The sequence below is a fragment of the Pseudoxanthomonas sp. genome (assembly GCF_036845285.1).
Classification (GTDB): Bacteria; Pseudomonadota; Gammaproteobacteria; order Xanthomonadales; family Xanthomonadaceae; genus Pseudoxanthomonas_A.
This window is the reverse complement of the sequence record NZ_DAIUEE010000011.1, coordinates 17,278-39,954: the sequence shown is the minus strand read 5'-3', so window position 1 is coordinate 39,954 and position 22,677 is coordinate 17,278. Positions and strand designations below refer to the sequence as shown.

The 22,677-nt window shown below is 67.7% G+C and carries 19 protein-coding genes; 11 read left to right on the top strand and 8 right to left on the bottom strand.

The genetic code is table 11. From position 1 onward, the window contains the following. Nucleotides 1-136: 136 nt before the first annotated feature. Complete coding sequence (locus tag V7060_RS13525; protein ID WP_334179778.1) at nt 137-1,231, bottom strand: carboxypeptidase-like regulatory domain-containing protein; 1,095 nt, start codon at nt 1,229-1,231, stop codon at nt 137-139. Nucleotides 1,232-1,410: 179 nt separating this feature from the next. Here V7060_RS13525 and V7060_RS13520 point away from each other — a divergent pair, with 179 nt between their 5' ends. The 3 genes from V7060_RS13520 to V7060_RS13510 all read left to right on the top strand — a co-directional run bounded on the left by V7060_RS13520 (nt 1,411) and on the right by V7060_RS13510 (nt 3,231). Next, on the top strand, nt 1,411-1,707 hold the full coding sequence (locus tag V7060_RS13520; RefSeq protein WP_334179777.1) for an autorepressor SdpR family transcription factor: 297 nt from the start codon (nt 1,411-1,413) through the stop codon (nt 1,705-1,707). Next, nucleotides 1,704-2,084, top strand: coding sequence for a hypothetical protein (locus tag V7060_RS13515; protein WP_334179776.1), 381 nt, complete (start codon nt 1,704-1,706; stop codon nt 2,082-2,084). Before V7060_RS13520 ends, V7060_RS13515 begins: the two co-directional genes overlap by 4 nt. Before the next feature lie 268 nt (nt 2,085-2,352). Continuing rightward, on the top strand, nt 2,353-3,231 hold the full coding sequence (locus tag V7060_RS13510) for a type II toxin-antitoxin system RelE/ParE family toxin (RefSeq protein WP_334179775.1): 879 nt from the start codon (nt 2,353-2,355) through the stop codon (nt 3,229-3,231). Nucleotides 3,232-3,812: 581 nt separating this feature from the next. On the opposite strand, the gene V7060_RS13505 is transcribed toward V7060_RS13510, so the two are convergent. The 4 genes from V7060_RS13505 to V7060_RS13490 form a co-directional block, all read right to left on the bottom strand. Further along, nucleotides 3,813-4,895, bottom strand: coding sequence for a serine hydrolase domain-containing protein (locus V7060_RS13505; RefSeq protein WP_334179774.1), 1,083 nt, complete (start codon nt 4,893-4,895; stop codon nt 3,813-3,815). A gap of 251 nt (nt 4,896-5,146) precedes the next feature. Further along, the gene (locus V7060_RS13500) at nt 5,147-8,809 is read right to left on the bottom strand and encodes a methylmalonyl-CoA mutase family protein (RefSeq protein ID WP_334179773.1); all 3,663 of its coding nucleotides are present in this window, start codon (nt 8,807-8,809) and stop codon (nt 5,147-5,149) included. 121 nt (nt 8,810-8,930) lie between these two features. After that, complete coding sequence (locus tag V7060_RS13495) at nt 8,931-9,809, bottom strand: alpha/beta hydrolase (RefSeq protein WP_334179772.1); 879 nt, start codon at nt 9,807-9,809, stop codon at nt 8,931-8,933. 71 nt (nt 9,810-9,880) lie between these two features. Further along, on the bottom strand, nt 9,881-10,501 hold the full coding sequence (locus V7060_RS13490; protein ID WP_334179771.1) for a TetR/AcrR family transcriptional regulator: 621 nt from the start codon (nt 10,499-10,501) through the stop codon (nt 9,881-9,883). Between the two features lie 222 nt (nt 10,502-10,723). Between V7060_RS13490 and V7060_RS13485 the strand changes: the two genes are divergently transcribed. Next, nucleotides 10,724-11,824: a Glu/Leu/Phe/Val dehydrogenase dimerization domain-containing protein gene (locus V7060_RS13485; RefSeq protein WP_334179770.1), complete on the top strand. Its 1,101-nt coding sequence runs from the start codon at nt 10,724-10,726 to the stop codon at nt 11,822-11,824. 366 nt (nt 11,825-12,190) lie between these two features. Then, on the top strand, nt 12,191-13,363 hold the full coding sequence (locus V7060_RS13480) for an isovaleryl-CoA dehydrogenase (RefSeq protein ID WP_334179769.1): 1,173 nt from the start codon (nt 12,191-12,193) through the stop codon (nt 13,361-13,363). A gap of 97 nt (nt 13,364-13,460) precedes the next feature. Here V7060_RS13480 and V7060_RS13475 read toward each other — a convergent pair whose 3' ends face one another. Continuing rightward, nucleotides 13,461-16,349: a S8 family serine peptidase gene (locus tag V7060_RS13475; protein WP_334179768.1), complete on the bottom strand. Its 2,889-nt coding sequence runs from the start codon at nt 16,347-16,349 to the stop codon at nt 13,461-13,463. Between the two features lie 63 nt (nt 16,350-16,412). Next, a complete protein-coding gene (locus V7060_RS13470) occupies nt 16,413-17,186 on the bottom strand; it encodes a DUF2189 domain-containing protein (protein WP_334179767.1) in 774 nt (257 codons plus the stop codon). Nucleotides 17,187-17,314: 128 nt separating this feature from the next. On the opposite strand from V7060_RS13470, the gene V7060_RS13465 reads away from it, so the two are divergent. From V7060_RS13465 to V7060_RS13440, 6 genes are all read left to right on the top strand, one after another. Next, nucleotides 17,315-18,490, top strand: coding sequence for a thiolase family protein (locus V7060_RS13465; protein WP_334179766.1), 1,176 nt, complete (start codon nt 17,315-17,317; stop codon nt 18,488-18,490). Between the two features lie 171 nt (nt 18,491-18,661). Next, nucleotides 18,662-19,006: a hypothetical protein gene (locus V7060_RS13460; RefSeq protein ID WP_334179765.1), complete on the top strand. Its 345-nt coding sequence runs from the start codon at nt 18,662-18,664 to the stop codon at nt 19,004-19,006. 170 nt (nt 19,007-19,176) lie between these two features. Then, nucleotides 19,177-19,521 (top strand): hypothetical protein, encoded by a 345-nt coding sequence (locus V7060_RS13455; protein ID WP_334179764.1) that lies wholly within the window; start codon nt 19,177-19,179, stop codon nt 19,519-19,521. A 191-nt stretch (nt 19,522-19,712) separates the two neighbouring features. Continuing rightward, entirely contained in the window at nt 19,713-21,320 is a 1,608-nt protein-coding gene (locus V7060_RS13450; protein ID WP_334179763.1) for a carboxyl transferase domain-containing protein, read from the top strand. A 186-nt stretch (nt 21,321-21,506) separates the two neighbouring features. Continuing rightward, nucleotides 21,507-22,043 (top strand): polymer-forming cytoskeletal protein, encoded by a 537-nt coding sequence (locus tag V7060_RS13445; RefSeq protein WP_334179762.1) that lies wholly within the window; start codon nt 21,507-21,509, stop codon nt 22,041-22,043. Next, complete coding sequence (locus tag V7060_RS13440) at nt 22,040-22,408, top strand: hypothetical protein (protein WP_334179761.1); 369 nt, start codon at nt 22,040-22,042, stop codon at nt 22,406-22,408. The genes V7060_RS13445 and V7060_RS13440 overlap by 4 nt, the downstream gene beginning before the upstream one ends. Before the next feature lie 13 nt (nt 22,409-22,421). Here V7060_RS13440 and V7060_RS13435 read toward each other — a convergent pair whose 3' ends face one another. Beyond that, a complete protein-coding gene (locus V7060_RS13435; protein ID WP_334179760.1) occupies nt 22,422-22,676 on the bottom strand; it encodes a DUF6587 family protein in 255 nt (84 codons plus the stop codon). Between the last annotated feature and the right edge of the window lies 1 nt (nt 22,677).

Genomic DNA, 22,677 nt, shown 5'->3' with positions numbered 1-22,677 from the left:
CGTCATCGGGAAGGCGCACAGGGTGCCACGATGTGCAGTGTGCCGCGTTCACGCTTCGCCGGCTTCGCGTTCCTGCGTGCGTCGAGTGCGCGATGGCGGGCTTGAGCCCGCCCTACGACGCCACGCAGGCGTGCCGTCAGCGGCAGATGAAGAAGCAGCCCAGCATCGACTTGTCCAGGCTCACCTGCAGCGTCTCGCCGTCCTTGGTGATGTGCACGGTCCTGGAGAAGGTGGTCTGCCGCTTCACGTCTTCGAACCAGATCGACAGGTGGTCGTTGGAGCCGATGTACCGGTTGCCGGCGTAGACATCGGTGCGGCCTGTCACCTCGCTGCGCGTGACGCTCTGCTTGAAGGAGAAGTCGGCGATCAGCAGGTATTCGCCCGGCGGCAGCCGGGTGAAGCGGAAGCCTCCCTGGTCGTCCAGCACCGTGGTGACCATGAAGTGCTTCGCGATGCGCTCGGGGATCTGGTCAGGCATCTTCTGGCTCTGCTTCACACTCTCGAACCACTGCTTGAACTCGTCGCTCATCCAGATCAGCCCGACCGCCTGGCTGCCCTTCGGCGGGTACAGCTTCTTCGCAAGCGCCGCGGGCTTGAAGAAGGCGCTGCCGGCGATGGTGGAATTGCCGACGGGCCGGATCTCGGCGGTCGCCTCGGCCAGGCTCTTGCCGCCGGTAAAGCGCTTGCCGGCCAGGCAATCGAGCATCGCGCTGCGCGCCTGGTCCAGGCCGTCGTAGGACAGGCCGAACACGTCCACGCCGTCGACGCGCGCGGTCATGCCGGTTTCCTTCGCACGCATGGAGGCCATGGTCTGCGTCAGGTCGCCGACGGGGATCATCACGAAGCCGCCGCCCTTGGCGCCGGCGGCCGGCATCAGCGCGCCACGCATCGTCGCCGGCGGCAGGCCGTCCTGCTGCACCTGCACGCTGACCTCGCGGGCGGCCGGCGGCGCGGCGATGCGCGGGCCGTGCAGCAGGATGGCGGCGGTGGGCGATGTTGCGGTGGGCCCGACCAGGGCCAGTTGCGACTGGTCCTTCTTGGCCGACGTGAAGCGGGCGGCACAGCCTTTGCCGGGCGCACCCTCGGGCTGCTGCAGGAACCAGGCGCCGTCGCCGTTGCGGGTGATCAGGCGGCCTTCGTCGTCGGCGCCGGCGGCGCGTGCCGGAGCAGTAACGCTGAGGGTGGCGGCCAGCAGGGCTAGCAGTGCGGGGGTCAGGCGGGCGGGCGTCATCGTGGTCGTTCCATGTCCAGGTGGATGGGATTGTGAGACATCCCGCGCCGTGCACGAGGGTCGTTAGTCACCCCGCGAACGTGGTTCATCAGGCCGACTGTGGCAACGGCTGAGCGCTGCCCTGCCCCTCCTGACCAACGGCGGTTGACACATTTCGATGTTTAGCTAATTATCGCATCATGAGCCAGGTCTTCCGCGCCCTTTCCGATCCCACCCGCCGCCAGGTGCTGCAGTTGCTGCGCCAGGGTCCGCTCAGTGCGGGCGAACTGGCCGACCAGTTCGACGTGTCCAAGCCGACCATGTCGGCGCACTTCGCGGTGTTGAAGGAGGCCGACCTGGTGCATGCGGAAAAGGTCGGCAAGTCGGTGATCTACCACCTGAAGCTGTCGGTGCTGGAAGACGCGCTGCTCGGCTTCGTCCATTCGTTCGGTGCGGGCAGTGCCGCACCCAAGTCCAAGAAGGAGTCTGCGAAATGAACAGAGAAGTGATGACCAGTCTGGCGTGGGGTATCGGCATCGTGGTGCTGGCGCTGTGCGCGACGTTCGCCCGGTCGCGGGGCTATATCGACAGTGCGACTGTCGATCGCATCGTGATGGGGGCGATCGGGTTGATGGTGGCGTGGTTCGGCAACCAGATGCCGAAGCGGTTCGTGCCGAGTGCGCGGGCGCGGCAGGCACAGCGGTTCGCGGGCTGGTCGTTGGCGCTCAGCGGGTTGGTCTATGCGGGGTTCTGGATCGCGGCGCCGGAGGGCGTGGCGGTGGTCGGCGGTTCGGTGGCGATATTGCTCGGCATCGGAGTGACCGTGGCGTACTGCCTGTCGTTGCGGAACAAGGCGCGGGTGTCGGGCGCCTGAGGCGGGTGCGCGGCGCGTCGGGGCGCCGCTCGGGGTTCGTTGGCACCCTGCCCGGGTCCGGTGTTTCCCGCTTTGGGTTCGGTGATTCCCGCTCGGGGTTCGGTTTTTCCGTCCTGAGAGAGGGTTGAAGTCGGCAGAGCGGGTTGAAGCCGCTCTAGTGCGGCTCGGACGAATACCACCATGTTGCAGCGTGCTTGATAATGCCTTCCTCACTCCCCCGCTTCTCCTCCCCCATGAAGTCCCCCTCCCCCGACGCCCTCACCCCCACATGAGCGACGCGCCAAGTCGCGGTCGCGCGGCGTCGCTGAGTCCGCTGGACAGGGAAGACCTCCACATCAAACGGCACGAGCGCAGCATCGGCTCCCTCGTGAGCCTACTGGTGCATGTCCTGTTCCTGCTGGCCCTGCTGTACTCCTCCCAGATCACCCTGGCCCCGCCCGAAGGCAGCGCCAGCGGCGGCGCCCGCGTCAAAGTCGACTTCCTGGGCGAAGCCACCCAGGACGACCAGCGCGTCCCCGTTCCCCCAGCCGCCGCCACCCCACCCAGCGACCGCCCCCGCCCCCGCAAACCCCTGGTGACCACCGCCGTCACCTCCCCCGTCAACACCACCCGCGTCACCGAAGCCGACAACCCGCTCAGCCCCGACGAACAGGCCACCCCGCCCCAGGCCGACCAGGCCGTCGTCCAGCAGGAAACCCGCCCACCCGCCAGCCAGCCCACTCCCGCCTGGCGCCGCAACAGCCGCTGGGGCCAACCGCCCGGCATGCTGGCTCAGGACACCGCCCCCGAGAACTACGGCCCCACCGTCGGTGCCGGCCAACGCCAAGGCAACCAGCAGGGCAACGCCGCCACCCCCAGCATGGAAGTGGACGGCCACCAGATCTATTACGACCTGCGCAACGAACGGAAGATCGCCGAATGGCAGCTCCAGGGCATGAAGGAGATCTCCTTCCCCCTGCCCGGCCGCCGCGACCTGATGGTCTGCGCCCTGGAGATCGTCGCCACCCGCGGCTCCGGCGGCTGCCGCCTGGTGCAACCCGGCGACCCCGAACTGGGCACCATCGGCGACGCCCGCGACGTGGTGGACGTCATGCGCATCTACCGCCGCGGGGAGCTGATCTGGCGTGGGCCGGGGGTATACCGATAAGTGGGCAACCGCAACGCCGTATGCGCTGTTCCCTTCTCCCTGCGCAGCGGGGAGAAGGTGCCCGGAGTGCGGATGAGGGGCCGGGCGCGGTACGTCATCGTGCGCCGACACCTCCGCTCCTCCGTTCGCCCCTCACCCGCCTTCGGCACCCTCTCCCCGCTTCGCAGGGCGAGGGGACGAACGACGCATCGCGCGTACCCCGTCACCCCGGCGAAGGCCGGGGCCCAGTGACTTCGCTTTTATGCGCTCAAGGCGCTGGGTCCCCGCCTACGCGGGGATGACGGTGAAGTGCGTCGAGTGCCGTAGGGCGGGCTCAAGCCCGCCATCGCGCACCCAAACGCGGGCTGGAGCCCGCCCTACGTAAAGGGCAAGCGCGGCACGTCATCGTGCGTCGACACCTCCGCCTCCTAGTTCCCCCTTTATCCGCCTTCGGCACCCTCTCCCCCCCCCTTTGCAGGGCGAGGGAATGTCATGCGATCTGCCGCTACGGCGACCCGATCCGGCACGGGCCGGAGGCGTACCGTTGAACGTCGCGTGGCGCGGACGACCGTCCCGCCAGAGGTCACGGCGCCGGCGGAAGGTCAGCGCGATGCTTGTGCGCGCAACATCCCGACGAACGTCGCGTCCGCTCCGATCGCATCCAGCACAGGCAGCACCGCGCGATACCCGTCCGGGCTGTTGGTCAGGATGACCGTGCCACTGCGCGTCGAGGGCACCCAGTAGGCGAACGCGAACGTGTCTTCGTCCATCCCGGTATGCAGGTAATAGAGGGTGCCGCCGAAGTCGAACAGCTCCCAGCCCAGCGTGAACCCTGCGCGGTCGGGACAGACATCCGCAGGAATGCCGGCGCAGATTTCTCCGCGGCGATCGGCCTGCACACGGTGGCGCTCCGCCAGCAGCGACGGACTGACGCCCTCGCCCGCCATCACCGACACCACGAATCCCGCATAGTCCTCGGCCGTGGTCAGCAGGTCATCGGCGGCCGATGGGCGAGCGCGGAAGACCGGTGGATGCCATTGGCCCTCTCGCCTGCTGCTGGCGATATCGACGGCGTCCGTGGCGGTGAAGGCGATGGCGCGCAGGCCCATCGGCCCGAACACGAGTCGTTGTGCGTGCTGGTCGAGACCGTCGCCGGTCAGTGCCTGGACGTAGTGCGCGACGTACTCGTAGCCTTCGCCCGAATAGCCCGGCGCGCCACCGGGATCGGCGATGAAGGCCAGCCCGGACGGACTGCGCCAGTTCGGAAATCCGGTCTGGTGCGCCAGCGCGAAACGCGGTGTCAGCAGCGCGTGCCGGGGATCGCCGGCGATGTCCGGATCGACCCAGGCATCGGCCATGCGGTCGTCGAGCGAGAACCGTCCTTCCGAGGCGAGCCGCAGGACCACCTCGGCGGCGACGGGCTTGGTCAGCGACGCGACGTTGTAACGGGTGGCACGGGTCGCCGGCTGGCCGGCCGCGCGTTCGCCCGCCACGCCCACGGCGACGATCCTGCCCTCCTCGATGCGGGTCACAGAGACGCTGGGCACGCCCGTGTCCTTCACGATCGCGGACAGCGTGGCGTCGAGGTCGGCATCGCGGGAGGTGGTTACCGGAGACGCACTCGCGCAAGCCGCACTGGTGACAGCAGCCAGCACGGTGGCGCAACGCAGGAAGAAGAGCGGCATGCAAAGCCTCGGACAGTGGGCATGAAGGGATCGGGACGCGCTGGAGGCGCGAGCTGCGGCGTAACTTACAGACGCGCGCCCCACGCGGACAGGCCGGCGCGCCGAACGTCCGTCACCGCCGACAAAGTCCCGGAATGCCGGCGCGAAACGCAGGCCCGCCAAGTCCGCGCGCCTCCCACCCACACGTCGTGGCTCACTGCCGCGCTATATGGAAAACCCCGCCGAGGCGGGGTTTTCGTTGACGCGGACTCCTACATATTCCGCCGGTACTCGCCACCCACGTCGTACAGCGCGTGGCTGATCTGCCCCAGGCTGTGCGTCTTCACCGCTTCGATCAACGAGGCGAACACGTTGCGGCGTTCGCGGGCGGTGCGCTGCAGGTAAGCCAGGCCGTGGCCGTCGTGGACTTCGGGTTCGGCGTGTTCTTCCAGCGCCGACACGTGGCTGTGGTCGGTCTCGCCTTCCGGCGCCAGCGCGTTGCGCGAGGCCTGCCAGGCGCGGACGTTGGCGATCTGCTGGGCCTTCTCCTCTTCCGTCGAGCGGATCAGCTCGATCTCGGTGGCGATCTCGCCGCCGTGCTCGCGCGGCAGGAAGGTGTTCACGCCCACCAGCGGCAGGCTGCCGTCGTGCTTCTTGTGTTCGTAGTACAGCGACTCTTCCTGGATCTTGCCGCGCTGGTACATGGTGTCCATCGCGCCGAGCACGCCACCGCGCTCGCTGATCGCTTCGAACTCCTTGTAGACCGCCTCTTCCACGATGTCGGTGAGCTGGTCGACCACGAAGCTGCCCTGCCACGGGTTCTCGTTGAAGTTCAGCCCCAGCTCCTTGTTGATGATCATCTGGATGGCGACCGCGCGGCGCACGCTTTCTTCCGTCGGCGTGGTGATCGCCTCGTCATAGGCATTCGTGTGCAGGCTGTTGCAGTTGTCAAAGAGTGCGTAAAGAGCTTGCAGCGTGGTGCGGATGTCGTTGAACTGGATCTCCTGCGCGTGCAGCGAGCGGCCCGACGTCTGGATGTGGTACTTCATCATCTGGCTGCGTTCGTTGGCGCCGTAGCGCTCGCGCATGGCGCGTGCCCAGATGCGGCGGGCGACGCGGCCGATGACGGTGTACTCCGGGTCCATGCCGTTGCTGAAGAAGAACGACAGGTTGGGCGCGAAGTCGTCGATCTTCATGCCGCGCGCCAGGTAGTACTCGACGATGGTGAAGCCGTTGCTCAGCGTGAAAGCGAGCTGGCTGATCGGGTTCGCCCCGGCCTCGGCGATGTGGTAACCGCTAATGCTCACCGAGTAGAAATTGCGCACCGCGTGATCGACGAAGTACTGCTGGATGTCGCCCATCATGCGCAGGGCGAATTCGGTGCTGAAGATGCAGGTGTTCTGCGCCTGGTCTTCCTTCAGGATGTCGGCCTGCACCGTGCCGCGCACGGTGGCCAGCGTTTCGGTCTTGATGCGCGCGTAGGTCTCCTCGTCCACCAGCTGGTCGCCGGTGATGCCGAGCAGGCCCAGGCCCAGGCCGGTGTTCGTCGGCGGCAGTTCGCCGTGGTACTGCGGGCGCCCACGGCCTTCGAAGAACGCGTCGATCTTCTGCTGCGCCTCGGCCCAGCGCGCGTCGTCGGCCTTCAGGTACTTCTCCACCTGCTGGTCGATGGCGGTGTTCATGAACATCGCCAGGATCATCGGCGCCGGGCCGTTGATCGTCATCGATACCGAGGTGGTGGGCGCGCACAGGTCGAAGCCGGAGTACAGCTTCTTCATGTCGTCCAGCGTGGGGATGTTGACGCCGGAGTTGCCGATCTTGCCGTAGATGTCCGGGCGCGGCGCCGGGTCTTCGCCGTACAGGGTGACGCTGTCGAAGGCGGTGGACAGGCGCGCGGCCGGCTGGCCGACCGAGAGGTAATGGAAGCGGCGATTGGTGCGCTCCGGCGTGCCCTCGCCGGCGAACATGCGGATGGGATCCTCGCCGGTGCGGCGATACGGATACACACCGCCGGTGTACGGATAGCTACCGGGCAGGTTTTCCTTCTGCAGGAACGTCAGCAGCTCGCCCCAGCCCTGGTATGGCGGCGGCGCGATCTTCGGTATCTGCTGGTGGCTGAGCGAGGTGGTGTAGTTGTCGATGCGGATGGTCTTGCCGCGCACCTGGTACTCGTTGACCGGATCGGTCACCGCCTTGTGCCGCGCCGGCCACTCGCGCAGCAGCTTGAGCGCCTCGGACGACAGCGACTGGATGGCGTCGTTGTAGCGCTGGCGGAGCGTCAGCAACGAACGGTCCACTGAAACGGCCCCTTCCCCCGCTCGCGGGGGAAGGCTGGGATGGGGGCCCGTGTCACCGCGCTGGCCCCCATCCGCCCTCCGGGCACCTTCCCCCGCAAGCAGGGGAAGGAGCGCATCCGATGCATACAGCTCCAACGCCTTCGGCAACGCCGGATCCTCAAGATCCTTCAGCGCATTCCAGTAATGCTGCGCACGGCTGGCGGTCTCGGCTTCGGTCTCGATACGGCGGTTGATGCCGCGGCCCTGTTCGGCGATCTCGGCCAGGTAGCGTACGCGGCTGCCGGGGATCAGCACGGTGGCGCGCGGTTCCTTCAATTCCGTATCGAGCGCGGGCGTCCACTTCTCCGCCGGCAGTTGCAGCTTATCGCGCAACAGACGGCACAGGTTGGCGAACATCCAGCTGACGCCGGGATCGTTGAACTGGCTGGCGATGGTGGGATACACCGGCACGTCGGCGTCCGGGGTCTGGAACGCCACGCGGTTGCGCTTCCACTGCTTGCGCACGTCGCGCAGGGCGTCTTCGGCGCCGCGCTTGTCGTACTTGTTCAGCACGATCAGCTCGGCGAAGTCGATCATGTCGATCTTCTCCAACTGGCTAGCCGCGCCGTAGTCGCTGGTCATCACGTACATGGGGAAGTCGACCAGGTCGACGATCTCCGAATCGCTCTGGCCGATGCCGGCGGTCTCGACGATCACCAGGTCGAAGCCCAGCGACTTCAGGAACGCGATGCAATCCTTCAGCACGGCATTCGTCGCCACGTGTTGGCGGCGCGTGGCCATGGAGCGCATGTAGATGCGTTCGCTGCGCAGGGCGTTCATGCGGATGCGGTCGCCGAGCAGCGCGCCGCCGGTGCGGCGGCGGGTGGGATCGACCGAAATCACCGCGATGTGCATCTGCGGGAAGCAGGACAGGAAGCGGTTCATCAGTTCGTCGGTGACCGACGACTTGCCGGCGCCGCCGGTACCGGTGATGCCGACCACCGGCGTGGTCGGGCGTGATTTGTGATTTGTGATTTGTGATTCGCTGGAACGCGAGTTGGCCCAGCCTTTGCGCAGAAGAGCGAGTTCGGCCTCAGAGAACAGGCCATCCTCGATTGCACTGAGCATGCGGCCAATGCCCGCCTCGTCGTTGAGCGCAGGGGCCGCACCCTGCATCGAATCACCCATCACCAATGACGAATCACGGGCCGCGCCAGCGCGGCCCACCACGTCCTGGATCATTTCCACCAGGCCCATCTTCATGCCGTCGTTGGGGTGGTAGATGCGCTCCACGCCGTAGGCCTGCAGTTCGGCGATCTCTTCCGGGGTGATGGTGCCGCCGCCGCCGCCGAACACGCGCACATGACCGGCGCCGCGTTCCTTCAGCATGTCGACCATGTATTTGAAGTATTCGACGTGGCCGCCCTGGTAGCTGGACAGCGCGATGCCGTCGGCGTCTTCCTGCAGCGCGGCGCGGACGACGTCCTCGACGCTGCGGTTGTGGCCCAGGTGGATGACTTCCGCACCCTCGCCCTGGATCAGGCGTCGCATGATGTTGATGGCCGCGTCGTGCCCGTCGAACAGGCTGGCGGCGGTGACGAAGCGCAACGGCGTGGCGTCGGCCTGTGCGGCGGGAAACTGGCTGGCAGGTGTGCTCACGCGTGCCCTCACTCACGTGCTGTATAGACCGGCGATTGTAGCCGTTCGCGTGTCGGCACCTCACCAAAGGCATACCAATGGACACGCGCCTCACACCCTACGGGGGCGTGCGGTCAGCGGTTCAGCACAATCCGAACGGCAACTCGCGCGTGGAGACGACGCGCTGGCCAACGGCTTCGCCGCGCAGGAAGCACAGCGACGCGTCCAGCGTTTCCGGTGCGATGGTCACGCGGTGATGGCCTAGGCCCGTCGTGCTGAGCAGCGTCGCCTGCGGCCAGTAGCGCGCATAGCGTTCGCCTTCGCACCAGGGCACGTCGGTGTCTTCCAGGTCGTGCACGATCAGGCCCGGCCGCGCGATCTGTGGTGCGGTGGCCTGCGCGTGCAGGTCGCGGATGTCGTGCGCAGTAAGTTCCTGGTATTCGTCGAACAGACGCCGGCTGAGGAACTGCGCCAGCCCGACCATGCCGCCGAAGCGTCTTGCGGCATCGAATGGATCGGCGGCCGGCGCGAGCAGGATCACGCGCTCGGCCTGCAGGCCACGCGTCATCGCGATTGCCGTGGCCGCACCGCCCAGCGAGTGACCGACGATGGCGGCCAGCGGACCTATGCTGTCGGCGACGCGGCGGGCCGCTTCCGCGAACATCGGCAGCGTCGCCCGTCGCCCGCTGCTGCGGCCATGCGCGGGCTGGTCGAACGCCACCACCGCGTAGCCGGCGCGGCGCAGCGGTTCCACCCACGGCAGGAAGCGCAGCCCGAAGCTGGACCAGCCATGCACCAGCAGCACGGTGGGCTGGCGCTGCGGGTCGCCCCAGGTGTAGGTGGCCAAGCGTTCGCGACCGAAGGCAAGTTCACCGATGCGGGCGCCGCCGGTCTCGGCCTGGCGGGCACGCGTGCGCGCACCCGGCATGGGCGTGCAGAACAGTTGGAAGGCGCTGGCCAGCGTGCTGCGCGGGGCCAGCCAGCTGCCGACGGTGAAGCGCGCGCTCAGCAGCGACAGCATCCATGATTTACGAACGGTCGTGCTATTCCGGGAGACAGAGACAGCGGCCATGGCGGAAACCTCAAGGGGAATCAGGCGGAGGTGGAAACAGCGGGAGCGCCGTAGGACGCCAGCAGGCGGTCCAGCGAGCGGTGGGCGAGCTGCGGCGCCTGGTCGGCGTCGTAAAGACGGGCATCGTGCAAGCCCTGGGCGATGGCAAACAGTTCGAACGCCAGCAGTACCGGATCGGTATCGCGTGACAGCTCGCCGGTGTCGACGCACATGCCGATCGCCTTGAGCAACTGCAAGCGCAGCTGGCGCAGCCAGTCGACGATGCGGTCGTGCAGCAGGCCCGGACGGGCGTCGTACTCGTGGGCGGCGGCCAGGATGATGCAGCCATCCGGGTTGTCGCAGACCCAGCGGAACCAGTTCTCCATGATCGCGCGCAGGCGCGGCAGGCCGCGCGGCAACCCGACCGCCGGGACGATCACCGCCAGGGCGTAACGCTCGGCCGTCCATTCCAGCACGGTCAGCTGCAGGTCCTCGCGCGAACCGAAATGGGCGAACACCCCGCTCTTCGACATGCCGGCCGCCGTGGCCAGTTCGCCGATCGACAGCCCTTCCAGGCCATGCCTGGCCGCGATGTCATAGGCACGCGCGACGATCATCTCGCGGGTGGCGTTGCCCTTGTGGGTGGCGGCTTGTGGCGTCATGGCGACACGAATAGCACGGTCGTTCTATTCCAGCAATAGGCTGGAGGTCACCCCGTACCGTCGCGCGGGCGTCATCTCGGCACTCGGCGACTTGGATTAGACTGGCGCCCTGCGACGAGCACGGCCTGATCCGGAAACGTCGCTTTTTTCTTTTCTGACCACCCGTTAGCCGCCCAGAAGGCAAGCCCGCGCCGGTCCCCGCCCGCGCACCGGAGCCCACCCATGATCTTCGAAACCCTCGACACCTCTGGCCACGAACAGGTCGTCTTCTGCCACAACCCGGATGCCGGGCTGAAGGCCATCATCGCCATCCACAGCACGGTGCTGGGTCCGGCCCTGGGTGGCGTGCGCATGCGCCCCTACGCCGACAGCGCGCTGGCGCTGAACGACGCGCTGCGCCTGAGCCGCACGATGACCTACAAGAACGCGCTGGCCGGCCTGAACGTCGGCGGCGGCAAGGCGGTGATCATCGGCGACAGCAGCGCGGACAAGACCGAGGTACTGTTCCGCAGCTTCGGCCGCTACGTCGATTCGCTGGGCGGCCGCTACATCACCGCCGAGGACGTCGGCACCGACGTCAACGACATGGAAAACGTGTACCGCGAGACCGAATACGTGGTCGGCGTGCACCAGGTGCACGGCGGTTCCGGCGACCCCGCCCCGTTCACCGCCTACGGCGCGCTGCAGGGCCTGATGGCCACGCTGAACCGCAAGTTCGGCAACGAGGAGATCGGCAAGTACAGCATCGCCGTGCAGGGCCTGGGCCACATCGGCATGGAGTACGTGAAGCTGCTGAAGGAACGCGGCGCCAAGCTGTTCGTCACCGACCTCAATCCGGCGCTCGTCGAGCACGCGGTAGAGGAATACGGCGCCGAAGCGATCAAGCCGGACGAAATCTATGACCTGCCGGTCGACGTGTTCAGCCCGTGCGCGCTGGAGTACGCGATCAACGAACAGACCCTGCCGCGCCTGAAGGCCAAGGTCATCTGCGGTACCGCCAACAACCAGATGTCGCACGTCACCGGCGTGGAAGCGGCCAAGCGCGGCATCCTGTACGCGCCGGACTACGCGGTGAACGCGGGCGGCGTGATGAACGTGTCGCTGGAGATCGACGGCTACAACCGCGAACGCGCCATGCGCATGATGCGGACCATCTACCACACCGTCGGCAAGATCTTCGATCTGGCGGAGAAGGAAAACATCGCACCGCAGTACGCCGCCGACCGCATCGCCGAAGCGCGCATGACCGCGATCGGCAAGCTCAAGCTGCCGCTGGGCCGCACCGCCCCGCGCTTCATGGGGCACCTGCGCGGGGAGCACTGACGCGCATGCGTCGGGCAATGCGCCGACGACGTCCCGCTCTCGATCCGAGGTAACAAGATTGCTCCCTCCTCCGCTTGCGGGAGAGGGATGGGGTGGGGGCAAGCCGAAGCCCTGAAACTTCTCTGCACCAGGCACTCGGAACAGTGTTTCGCGCATCACTCGATGGGTATCTGCCGTCCGCAGGCATCGCGGCTTCGTCGCCCCCATCCCGACCTTCCCCCGCACGCGGGGGAAGGAGCGCATCGCAGCATCCTTCGCAACTCCGCTGCACGACCACCATCCCGCATGCTGCGGTGCAGGCCGTCATTTGTTGCGCCGCCCGCTACACTTCGCGCAGGGCCGCACGCAGCGGCCGTACTTTTTGGGATGAGGAGGGGAGCCATGCAGGCATTCGCACTGGGGGAGGACATCGACGCGCTGCGTGAAGCCGTGCAGCGGTTCGCGCAGACCGAGATCGCGCCGCGTGCGGCGCAGATCGACCACGACAATGTGTTCCCGCAGGACCTGTGGCCGAAGCTGGGCGAACTGGGCCTGCTGGGCATCACCGTCGACCCCGGGTTCGGCGGCAGCGGCATGGGCTACCTGGCCCACCTGGTCGCGATGGAGGAAATCTCGCGCGCCTCGGGTTCGGTCGGCCTGAGCTACGGCGCGCACTCCAACCTGTGCGTCTCGAATCTCTACCTCAACGGCAACGCCGCACAGCGCGCGAAGTACCTGCCGAAGCTGTGCAGCGGTGAGTGGAAGGGCGCGCTGGCGATGAGCGAACCCGGCGCCGGCTCCGACGTGGTCGGCTCGATGAGCTGCCGCGCCGAGCTGCGCGACGGCGTCTGGATCGCCAACGGCAACAAGATGTGGATCACCAACGGACCGGAAGCCGACGTGCTGCTGGTCTACATGCGCACCGCCGGCAAGGACGCAGGCAGCAAGTGCATGACCGCCTTCATCGTCGAACGCGGCATGAAGGGCTTCTCCACGGCGCAGAAGCTGGACAAGCTGGGGATGCGTGGCAGCAACACCTGCGAACTGGTGTTCGAGAACTGCGAAATCCCACAGGAAAACGTGCTGGGCGAAGTGAACCAGGGCGTGCGCGTGCTGATGAGCGGCCTGAACACCGAGCGCCTGGTGCTGAGCGGCGGCCCGATCGGCCTGATGCAGGCCGCGCTCGACATCACCCTGCCCTACGTGCGCGAGCGCAAGCAGTTCGATGCCGCCATCGGCACGTTCGGCCTGATGCAGGGCAAGCTGGCGGACATGTACACCGCGCTGCAGTCCAGTCGTGCGTTCGCCTACCAGGTGGCACGCGGCTTCGACGAAGGCCAGGGCTCGCGTGCTGCCGCGGCCAGCTGCCTGCTGCATGCGTCGGAAGCCGCCGTGCAGGTCACGCTGGAAGCGATCCAGTCGCTCGGCGGCAACGGCTACATCAACGAGTACCCGGCCGGCCGCCTGCTGCGCGACGCCAAGCTCTATGCGATCGGCGCCGGCACCAACGAGATCCGCCGGATGCTGATCGGCCGGGAGTTGTTCGACGGGCGGAGCTGATCCGCCTGGCACCGTAGGGTGGGCCTTGGCCCACCGTCTGCTTCATTGATGGCGATGGCGGGCTCAAGCCCGCCCCGCGATGGCATCCGTTGCGCGCTCAGAACCCCACGCGCAATCGCGACGACCACTGCCTGTCGCTGCGCTCGCCGCTGCCATCGCGCAGGTCATAGCCGAACGACAGCATCGCCTTGCGCCATGGCGACAGTTCCAGCACGACGCCCAGGTGCGTGCTGGTGCGTTCCGCCATTGCCAGCGGCGCCCAACTGTCCACGCCGACGAAACTGGCGTCCACATCCAGGCCACGGCCATCCAGCGTACGTTGCCACTCGACATAGGCCTGCAAGGACACGGTCCCCCGCTTCGACGTTTCCCAGCCACGGTACGCACGTGCACCAGCCAGCGCCTGCAGCCGGTCGGTGCGGCTGTCGCGCGTCGTCAGGCCGAAGCCCTCCGCGCCCAGTTCCGTGAATCCATCGCGCTGCAGGCGGGTGAACTCTAGCCCGGCATACGGCGACACCCACGCCAGGGGATGGCCGAGACGGCGACCGGTCTCCACACTCGCCGTGAAATAGCGACCGGCATAACCGGTGGCCACGCCCTGCATCTTCCCGCCGACCAGCAGGCCACGATCGATCTGCCGGTCGAAACGTCCCGCACCGAGCAGGCCGACCAGATGCGTGCCGTTCCAGTCGCCGCCCACGTAAGCGAGCGCCTGGGTCTGGCGATCGCGGCCGCGGTCCCGGCCCGCCTGCGCGCCACCGCTGGCGCGGGCTTCACCGAATGCCATGCCGGCGAAGCCCTGGCGACCCAACTGCCCGTCACTGCCCAGCAGCCAACCATCGGCCTGGTATCGCGCCACGCCCAGCGCACCCTGCCCCGGTGCGCCCAGGGCCTGGTACCAGTCGGCACCCGTGGCACCGCGCGATGCGCGCTGTTCGGCGCGTTCACCCAGTGCGCGGCGGCCGGCACCGATCACGTCGTACGTCATCGCGTCCGCGACCGCATGCAGATCGCCAGACAGGCTGCGCAGCGAGGCATCGGCTTCCGCGATGCTCCCCGACTGCTGCAGCGCGCCGGCGCCGTCGATGAATCCCTGGCCGATGCGCGTCGTGGCCTGTCCCGCCAGTTGCCCGTCGATGGCGGACATGGCCGCTTCCATCCTGACGGCCGACGCCTGCGCCGACTTCGGCAACGACAGCCCCGCGATGGCGCGAGACACGTCGATGCGCTTGATGTCCAGGTAGACATTGTTGGCGTCGTAGGCCAGCGATGCATCCAGGAAAACGCTGGGTGCCGCTTTCAGGCTGCTAAAGCGCCCGATGATCTGCCCCGAGTTCAGCAGCACCTCCCGCGCGGTCGTGACATAGCCGCTCTTGACACCCAGCACGCTGATCTGGCCATCCAGGCGCGCCTCGATCGACGCGCTGAACGGATTGCCGAGCCACACGCCGAGATTGCCGTTGGGACCCTGCGCAAAGCGGTAGGCACCGACCGTGTTGGTCGCTGCAGTCAGGTAGGTGCCATTGTTGTTGATCGACGAGGCATAGCCACCCGACCACACGGTGGCGCCGGGGCTGACGTGGATGTTGGAGAACCCGTTGCCGTTCGCGAGGTACAGGCCACCCGCTTCCACCCGGGTGTCGCCGGTGTAGAAGGCGCGGTCGGCCAGGATCAGCGTTCCTGCCCCCTGCTTGATCAGCCCGCCGGGACCCGAAATGGCATTGCGCCAGACCGAGGTGCCGGTGAACGACACGGTGACGTCGCCCCACGCGAACTGCGCGGGGCCGTTCGCGGCGCGGCCCACATCCAGCACGCCCCAACCAAACTCGGCATCGACGCCCGTCGCACCCAGGTCACGTGCGGTACCCAGCAGCGTCTGCCTCACCAGATCGTTGTTGAAGTACGGGAATGCCGACCACACCACGGCCGCTGCACCCGACACCTGCGGCGCCGCATACGACGTGCCGCCCCCGAGGTAGAGGCTGTAGCTGGCATCGCCCGTGCGCGCGGCGGGATCGATGAAGACGACGTTGCCGGGCGCGGCCAGACAGTAGTTCATCGCAATGCCGCAGGCCTGCGAGTAGTCGGTCAGGCGGGTGGGATTGTCCGGGTCCAGCGCAGCGACCGTCAGCCACCCGCGCTCCAGGTGGGCCGCCGCTGCGGACAGGCTGGGCAGTGCGGCATTGTCGGAGGGATTGGCACGCAATGCCGGGATGTCTCCCGCATTGCCGTTGGCGAACACGATCAGGCCGCCACGGCCGATCACGAAGTCGCGGTAGGCCGCCGCCAGTTCGGTCGTCAGCGCGGCGTCGTTCCAGTACAGCCCGCCCCACGAATTGTTGATGATCCGCGCGCCCGCCCCGGCCAGTTGGCTGTTGATGCTGCGGAAGAAGTCACCGTAGCCTTGGCCGGCTCCGATTTCGTTGCCTTCGCCGGTGCCATCGTCGTCCGGACGCGTGTCGCCGATGATGCGCGAGGACACGATGCTCGCCCCCGGCGCCACACCCCCGCCCCAGTTGCCGATGCCGCGGCCCGCAGCGATCTGCGCCACGATGGTGCCGTGCCCCACGACGTCGTCGACGCTGGTGTTGTTGGTCGCAGGATTGACGTTGACGAAGTTGGCGTTGACCCGGCCACTTAGTGCGGGATGGTTGCGGTTCACGCCGGTGTCGACGAAGCCGATGGTCACGCCCTGCCCGGTCAACCCCGCACCCAGCGAACGGGCCGCTCCAATCAGCTGCAGGTGCTGGCTGTACTGCGGCAAGGATGCCGGCGGCGACTGCGTCGGCGCGACGGGAGGATTCACCTGGGTCAGCGAGGCATCGATGGCCACATTGGGCGTAAACCCCACGCCCGTCGGTGGCGGCGGATCCGGCCGCACCGTCGAGCCTCCACCACCGCCCCCGCATGCGGCCAGCACCAGTGCGAACATCCCCAAGCCTGCCGCGCGTGCGCGGACGGCCAAGCCGTCGTGCAATCCCTTCATCCCCGTTCTCCCTGATCGTGGCGGTGCACCCCTGCATCGCCCGGCCCGACTTTACCGCGTGCCCTATTCCAATGCAGCCCAGGCGGACGCGTCGAGCGTCTCCCGGTAGCCATGCCAACTGGCGTAGGCCAGCCATGGCATCAGCAAGCCCAGGCCCAGTAGCGCGGTAGCGAAACCCATCGCCGTCAGCGTGACCAGCACCAGGCCCCAGAGGACCATCACGCGCTTGTTGCGCATCACGGCGTGCACGCTGGAGACCGCGGCCGTGACCATGTCCACGTCGCGGTCGGCGATCATCGGCAGCGAAAAGACGGTGACGGCGAAAGTCAGCGTCGCGAACACCGCGCCTACGGCCGAGCCCAATGCCAGGAACTCCCAGAACGCCGGCGGGTCGCTGCCATCGAAGGGGAAGAACGCACTGACCATCATGCCGGCACGCGACCACAACAGGATGATCACGCCCTGCCCCAGGGCATAGACGCCCGCCTGTCCGAGTACGCGCTTCGCCAGTACGAAGGAATCGCGCAGCCGCGGCGTGCGTCCCTGCTCCAGCGCACGACTGACGCAGTACAGGCCCACGCAGATCAGCGGTGCCACGAATACGAAGCCGGACAGCAACGTCGCCAACAGGGCGAACCGCCCGAGCAGGTAGGCCAGCCAGGAGATGCCCAGACTGACCAGCACGATCACCGTGCCGAACAGCAGGGTCAGCCCGGGCGCGCGGCGCAGGTCGCGCCAGCCGGCGCGCAGCCAGCGCCACGGAGCGCCATTGTCGAGGTCTGCGCACGGTACGACGAAAGGCCGTGCGGCCGGTTCTGTCGATGATCCTTCCGTCATGCTCCCTCCCCTGGCGGCCAGCATACGCCCGGCACGGCGGGACGCGTGACCCTGTACCAACGGCCGATTTGCCCGCCGTCGGGCAGGGGCGGGATAATCGGGGCTTCACTCCACGCGGGAAGTCCTCCATGTCCGACATCGTCATCGCCGCTGCCAAGCGCACCGCCATCGGTTCGTTCCTTGGCCAGTTCACCGGCGTCCCCTCCCCGACGCTCGGCGCCGCCGCCATCGCCGCCGCGCTGGAGCAGTCCGGCATTCCCGCCGCCGACGTGTCCGAAGTCATCATGGGCTGCGTGCTGCCGGCCAACCTGGGCCAGGCACCCGCCCGCCAGGCCTCGCGTGCGGCCGGCATTCCGGACGCCGCCGGTGCCACTACCATCAACAAGGTCTGCGGCTCGGGCATGAAGGCCATCATGCTGGGCCACGACCTGATCAAGGCCGGCTCGGCCAGCATCGTTGTGGCGGGCGGCATGGAGTCGATGAGCAATGCCCCGCACCTGATTCCCAATTCGCGCACCGGCAACCGTTACGGCAACTTCCAGGCGGTCGACCACATGGCGTGGGACGGCCTGACCAGCCCGTACGACGGCCAGCCGATGGGTGTGTTCGCCGAGGCGACCGTCGACAAGTTCGGCTTCAGCCGCGAGGAGCAGGACGCGTTCGCCATCGAGTCGGTCACCCGCGCGCAGGCGGCGCAGGCCTCGGGCGCGTTCAACGACGAAATCGTCCCGGTGAAGGTCGCCACCCGCAAGGGCGAGGTCGAGGTCGCCACCGACGAACAACCCGGCAAGTCCGACATCACCAAGATCCCGACACTGAAGCCGGCCTTCAAGAAGGACGGCAGCGTCACTGCCGCCAGTTCGTCCAGCATCTCCGACGGCGCCGCCGCCACCGTGCTGCTGAGCGCCGACGAAGCCGCCAGGCGCGGCCTCAAGCCGCTGGCGAGGATCGTCGGCCATGCCACGTTCTCGCAGGCACCGGAATGGTTCACCACCGCCCCGGTCGCCGCCATCGACAAGCTGCTCAAGCAGGTCGGCTGGACGGTGGACCAGGTGGACCTGTTCGAAGTCAACGAAGCCTTCGCCGTGGTCGCGATGGCTCCGATCAAGGAGCTGGGCATCCCGCACGACAAGGTCAACGTCAACGGTGGCGCCTGCGCACTCGGCCACCCGATCGGCGCATCGGGCGCGCGCCTGGTCGTGACCCTGATCAACGCGCTTCGCACGCGCGGCGCGAAGCGCGGCATCGCGACGCTCTGCATCGGTGGCGGCGAAGCGACCGCGATCGCGGTAGAGATCGCCTGACGCCCTGCGCAGTCCAGAGGGGCGGCGCGCGCCGCTTTCGCCCGCCCCATAAGGTTTAACAACGGATTGACAAAGATAACCGGCCAACCGCTTGACACGGGTAACGGGCTTGTCATCATGTTGCAGGCGCGCAATTGCGCGTTGCCTAACTAACGACGAGGAAATGCAACGATGACCATGAACAAGGCTCTGATCGCGCTGGCCCTGGGTTTCGCCCTGGCTGCGTGCTCGAACCAGGAACAGGCTGCCGACGCCGCTGCTGACGCCGCCGCGACCGCGACCGAAGCCCAGGCCGCTGCCGACGCCGCTGCTGCCGCTGGCGAAGTGACCGCCGACGCTGCCCAGCAGTCCGCCGACGCCGCCACCGCCGCTGCCGACGCCGCTGCCACCGCCGCGACCGACGCTGCTGCCGCCACCACGACGGAAGCCGCTGACGCTGCTGCCGACGCCGCTGCCCAGGCTGCCGACACCGCCGAAGCCGCGACCGACGCTGCCAAGGAAGCCGCCAAGCAGTAATCTGCTGGCAGTTGCCTGATTTGGCGTTAAAATTGAAGGGGCCGCCAGTCCGCTGGCGGCCCTTTCTGTATCCGGGTCATGGCGCCCTGGTTCGCCCTTCGGTTCTGGGACGAACGGACGTCGCCTTCCCGGCGCCACCTTCTTCCACACATATCGATTAGGGGATACACATGAAGATCAAGTCCACCGTCCTGCTGGTTGCCGCCGTCCTGGCCCTGGGCGCCTGCGCGAAGAACGAATCGGCCGACAAGGCCGCCGCCGACGCCGCTGCTGCCGCCGACCAGGCCGCCGCTGCTGCCGGTGACGCCGCGAGCGCCGCTGGCGACGCCGTGGAAGCCGCTGCCGACGCCACCGCCGCTGCTGCGTCCGATGCCGCCGCCACGACCCACGCCGCTGCCACCGACGCTGCCGCCGCTGCTGCTTCGGCCACCGCCGATGCCGCCCAGGCCACCGCCGACAAGGCCGCCGAAGTGGCCGACAAGGCTGAAGCCAAGGCCGACGAAGCCAAGCACTGATCGACTCGCACCTTCGCGAATCGGACAAGGCCCGCGCAAGCGGGCCTTGTTGTTTGTGGCCGCCCATCCAGGCGTCCAGGCGCCCGTCATCCCCACGCGACGGTGAAAGTGGCTCGTCTTCTTTTGCAGTGCGGTTTGGCGCATGCGGGGCTTTGTGGTCTGATGCCGCCTTTCCTGCCTCCTCGTGCCGCATGCCCGCCATCGCTTCGCAACTCGACACGCGCTCGCCCGATTTCACTGCCAACGCCGCGTACCACCGCGTGCTGGTGCAGGAACTCGATCGCCGGCTGGCCCATGCCGCCGACGGCGGTGGCGACAAGGCGCGCGCCAGGCACACCGAACGCGGCAAGCTGCTCGCGCGCGACCGCATCGCCGCCCTGCTCGACCCCGGTTCTCCCTTCCTCGAAATCGCTCCGCTCGCTGCCGAGGACATGTACGACAGCGCCGCACCTGCGGCGGGCATGGTCTGCGGCATCGGACGGGTGATGGGCAACGAAGTGGTGATCGTCGCCAATGATGCGACCGTCAAGGGCGGCACCTACTTCCCGATGACGATCAAGAAGCACCTGCGCGCACAGGAAGTCGCACGCGAGAACCGGCTGCCCTGCATCTACCTGGTCGACTCGGGCGGCGCCTTCCTGCCCCTGCAGGACGAGGTATTCCCCGACAAGGAGCATTTCGGCCGCATCTTCTACAACCAGGCTCGGCTGTCGGCGGAGAACATTCCGCAGATCGCGGTGGTGATGGGCAGCTGCACCGCCGGTGGCGCCTACGTGCCCGCGATGTGCGACGAAAGCGTGATCGTCAAGGAACAGGGCACGATCTTCCTGGGCGGCCCGCCCCTGGTGAAGGCGGCGACCGGCGAAGTGGTCGATGCCGAGGCGCTTGGCGGCGCCGACGTACACACCAGCATCTCCGGCGTGGCCGACCATTTCGCCGAGGACGACCGCCATGCCCTGGAGATCGCGCGCGGCATCGTCGGCCACCTCAATCGCCGCAAGACGCTCCCCGTCGTCGTGCGCGAGGTGCGGGAGCCGCGCTACGCAGCCGAGGAGTTGTACGGGATCGTGCCGAAGGACACGCGCCGCCCGTTCGACATCCGCGAAGTGATCGCGCGCATCACCGACGGCAGCGAACTGGACGAATTCAAGGCCCGCTACGGCAAGACGCTGGTCACCGGCTTCGCTCACCTGCACGGCTATCCGGTCGGCATCGTCGCCAACAACGGCATCCTGTTCGGCGAGAGCGCACTCAAGGGCGCGCACTTCATCGAACTGTGCAACCAGCGCGGCATCCCGCTGGTGTTCCTGCAGAACATCACCGGCTTCATGGTCGGCCGCAAGTACGAGAACGCCGGCATCGCGAAGGATGGCGCGAAGATGGTGACCGCCGTGGCCTGTTCGAGCGTGCCGAAATTCACCGTGGTGATCGGCGGCAGCTTCGGCGCTGGCAACTACGCGATGTGCGGCCGCGCCTACGGCGCGCGTTTCCTGTGGATGTGGCCGAACGCGCGCATCAGCGTGATGGGCGGCGAACAGGCTGCCAGCGTGCTGGCCACGGTGAAGCGCGACGGCATCGAGGCCGCCGGCAAGACCTGGACGCCGGAAGAAGAGGACGCCTTCAAGGCCCCCATCCGCGACCAGTACGAGTCCCAGGGCAGCCCGTGGTACGCCACTGCGCGCCTGTGGGACGACGGCATCATCGATCCGGCCGATACCCGTCGCGTACTCGGCCTCGGCATCTCCGCCGCGCTCAACGCGCCGATCGAACCGGCGAAGTTCGGCGTGTTCCGCATGTAGGAACGCGCCCGGGCGAGCGACGGCGCGCCTCTTCATGGATGTGATCGCCACGTGCACAAGACCGACTCGCCCATGAATCGCGGGGACGCGCGATCCGCGGAGCCGTCAATCGGTTGCGCCGGTCACAGCATGCGCGGGTGATGGCGGCGATAGTCGGGAATTCCTGCCACCCGGAGCATCCCCTGCATGTCCATCTGGAAAGACCAAGGCCCCGCGAAGAAAGACGCCCCGCCGCCAGAACCTGCCCTCGCCCCCGTACGCGATACGCCAGCGGCCGCAGCAGACTTCTCGCCCGCCGTCAGCGCCCCGCCCGGCACGCGGCCGGTCGAGCGGACTCCACCGCAGGAAGCCCTCAAGGAGTCGCTGATCGCGGCGGACCTGACCATCGAGGGCAAGATCGAGGGCACCGGGCATATCCGCATCGCGGGCAAGTTCAAGGGCGACGTCAACGTACAAGGCGACCTGACCATCGAAACCGGCGCGAAGCTCAATGGCGGCGTGCGCGCGAAGAAGGTCACCATCGCCGGCGAACTGGAAGGCAACATCGAATCGGCATCACGGGTCGAGTTGCTGTCGTCTGGCGTGCTGGTCGGTGACGTCAAGGCCGGCGCCCTCACCGTCGCGGCCGGTTCGCGCATGCGTGGCAATGCGGAGTTCGGCTGGGACGAAACACCCGGCAAGGGTGGCAAGGGCAACGGCACGGAGTCCGGCGCCGGCACATGAGCCAGCCCCGCCCGGGAAGTGCGGGCGCCACCCGCACCTGTCCGCATTGCAAGGCGACCATCCTGGAAAGCGCGGCGGTCTGCCCGGGCTGCCGTCATCACCTGCGCTTCGAACCCGGTGCGGGTACCCAGGCGGTGGCCGCGCTGACGCCGCTGCGGATCGAGGGCACGCTGCAGCCCCCGGCCGAGGGCGCGGCGTGGGAGTACAGCGTGGTGCTGTCGATCCGCAACGACCGCGGCGAGGAAGTCACCCGCCAAGTGGTGGGCGTGGGCGCCATGCAGCCGCACGAGCAACGCAGCTTCGTGCTGTCGGTGGAACTCAATCCTGCGACAGGCAAGGCCGCCGGACGCAGGACCCGGCACTGAGCCGCGCGCGCCGTCAGGCTTTCTTGTCGTCGGGGCCGCAACTGCTGCAGCCACCGCATGCGGCATCCGCCTGCCCCTGCGGTGCCGGGGCGACCCGGCGCCCCAGTGCCTGCATCCATCCCGGCTTGCCCTCGCGCAGGAGCGGCAACGCCAGTGCGATCCGTGCCTTGCGCAGCGGGCCGGGAAACTGCTTCTTCAGCACCACCCAGGCACTCACCACCACCGCGACCGCGATGACCACGTACTGCACGGCGAGCGATGCATCCACG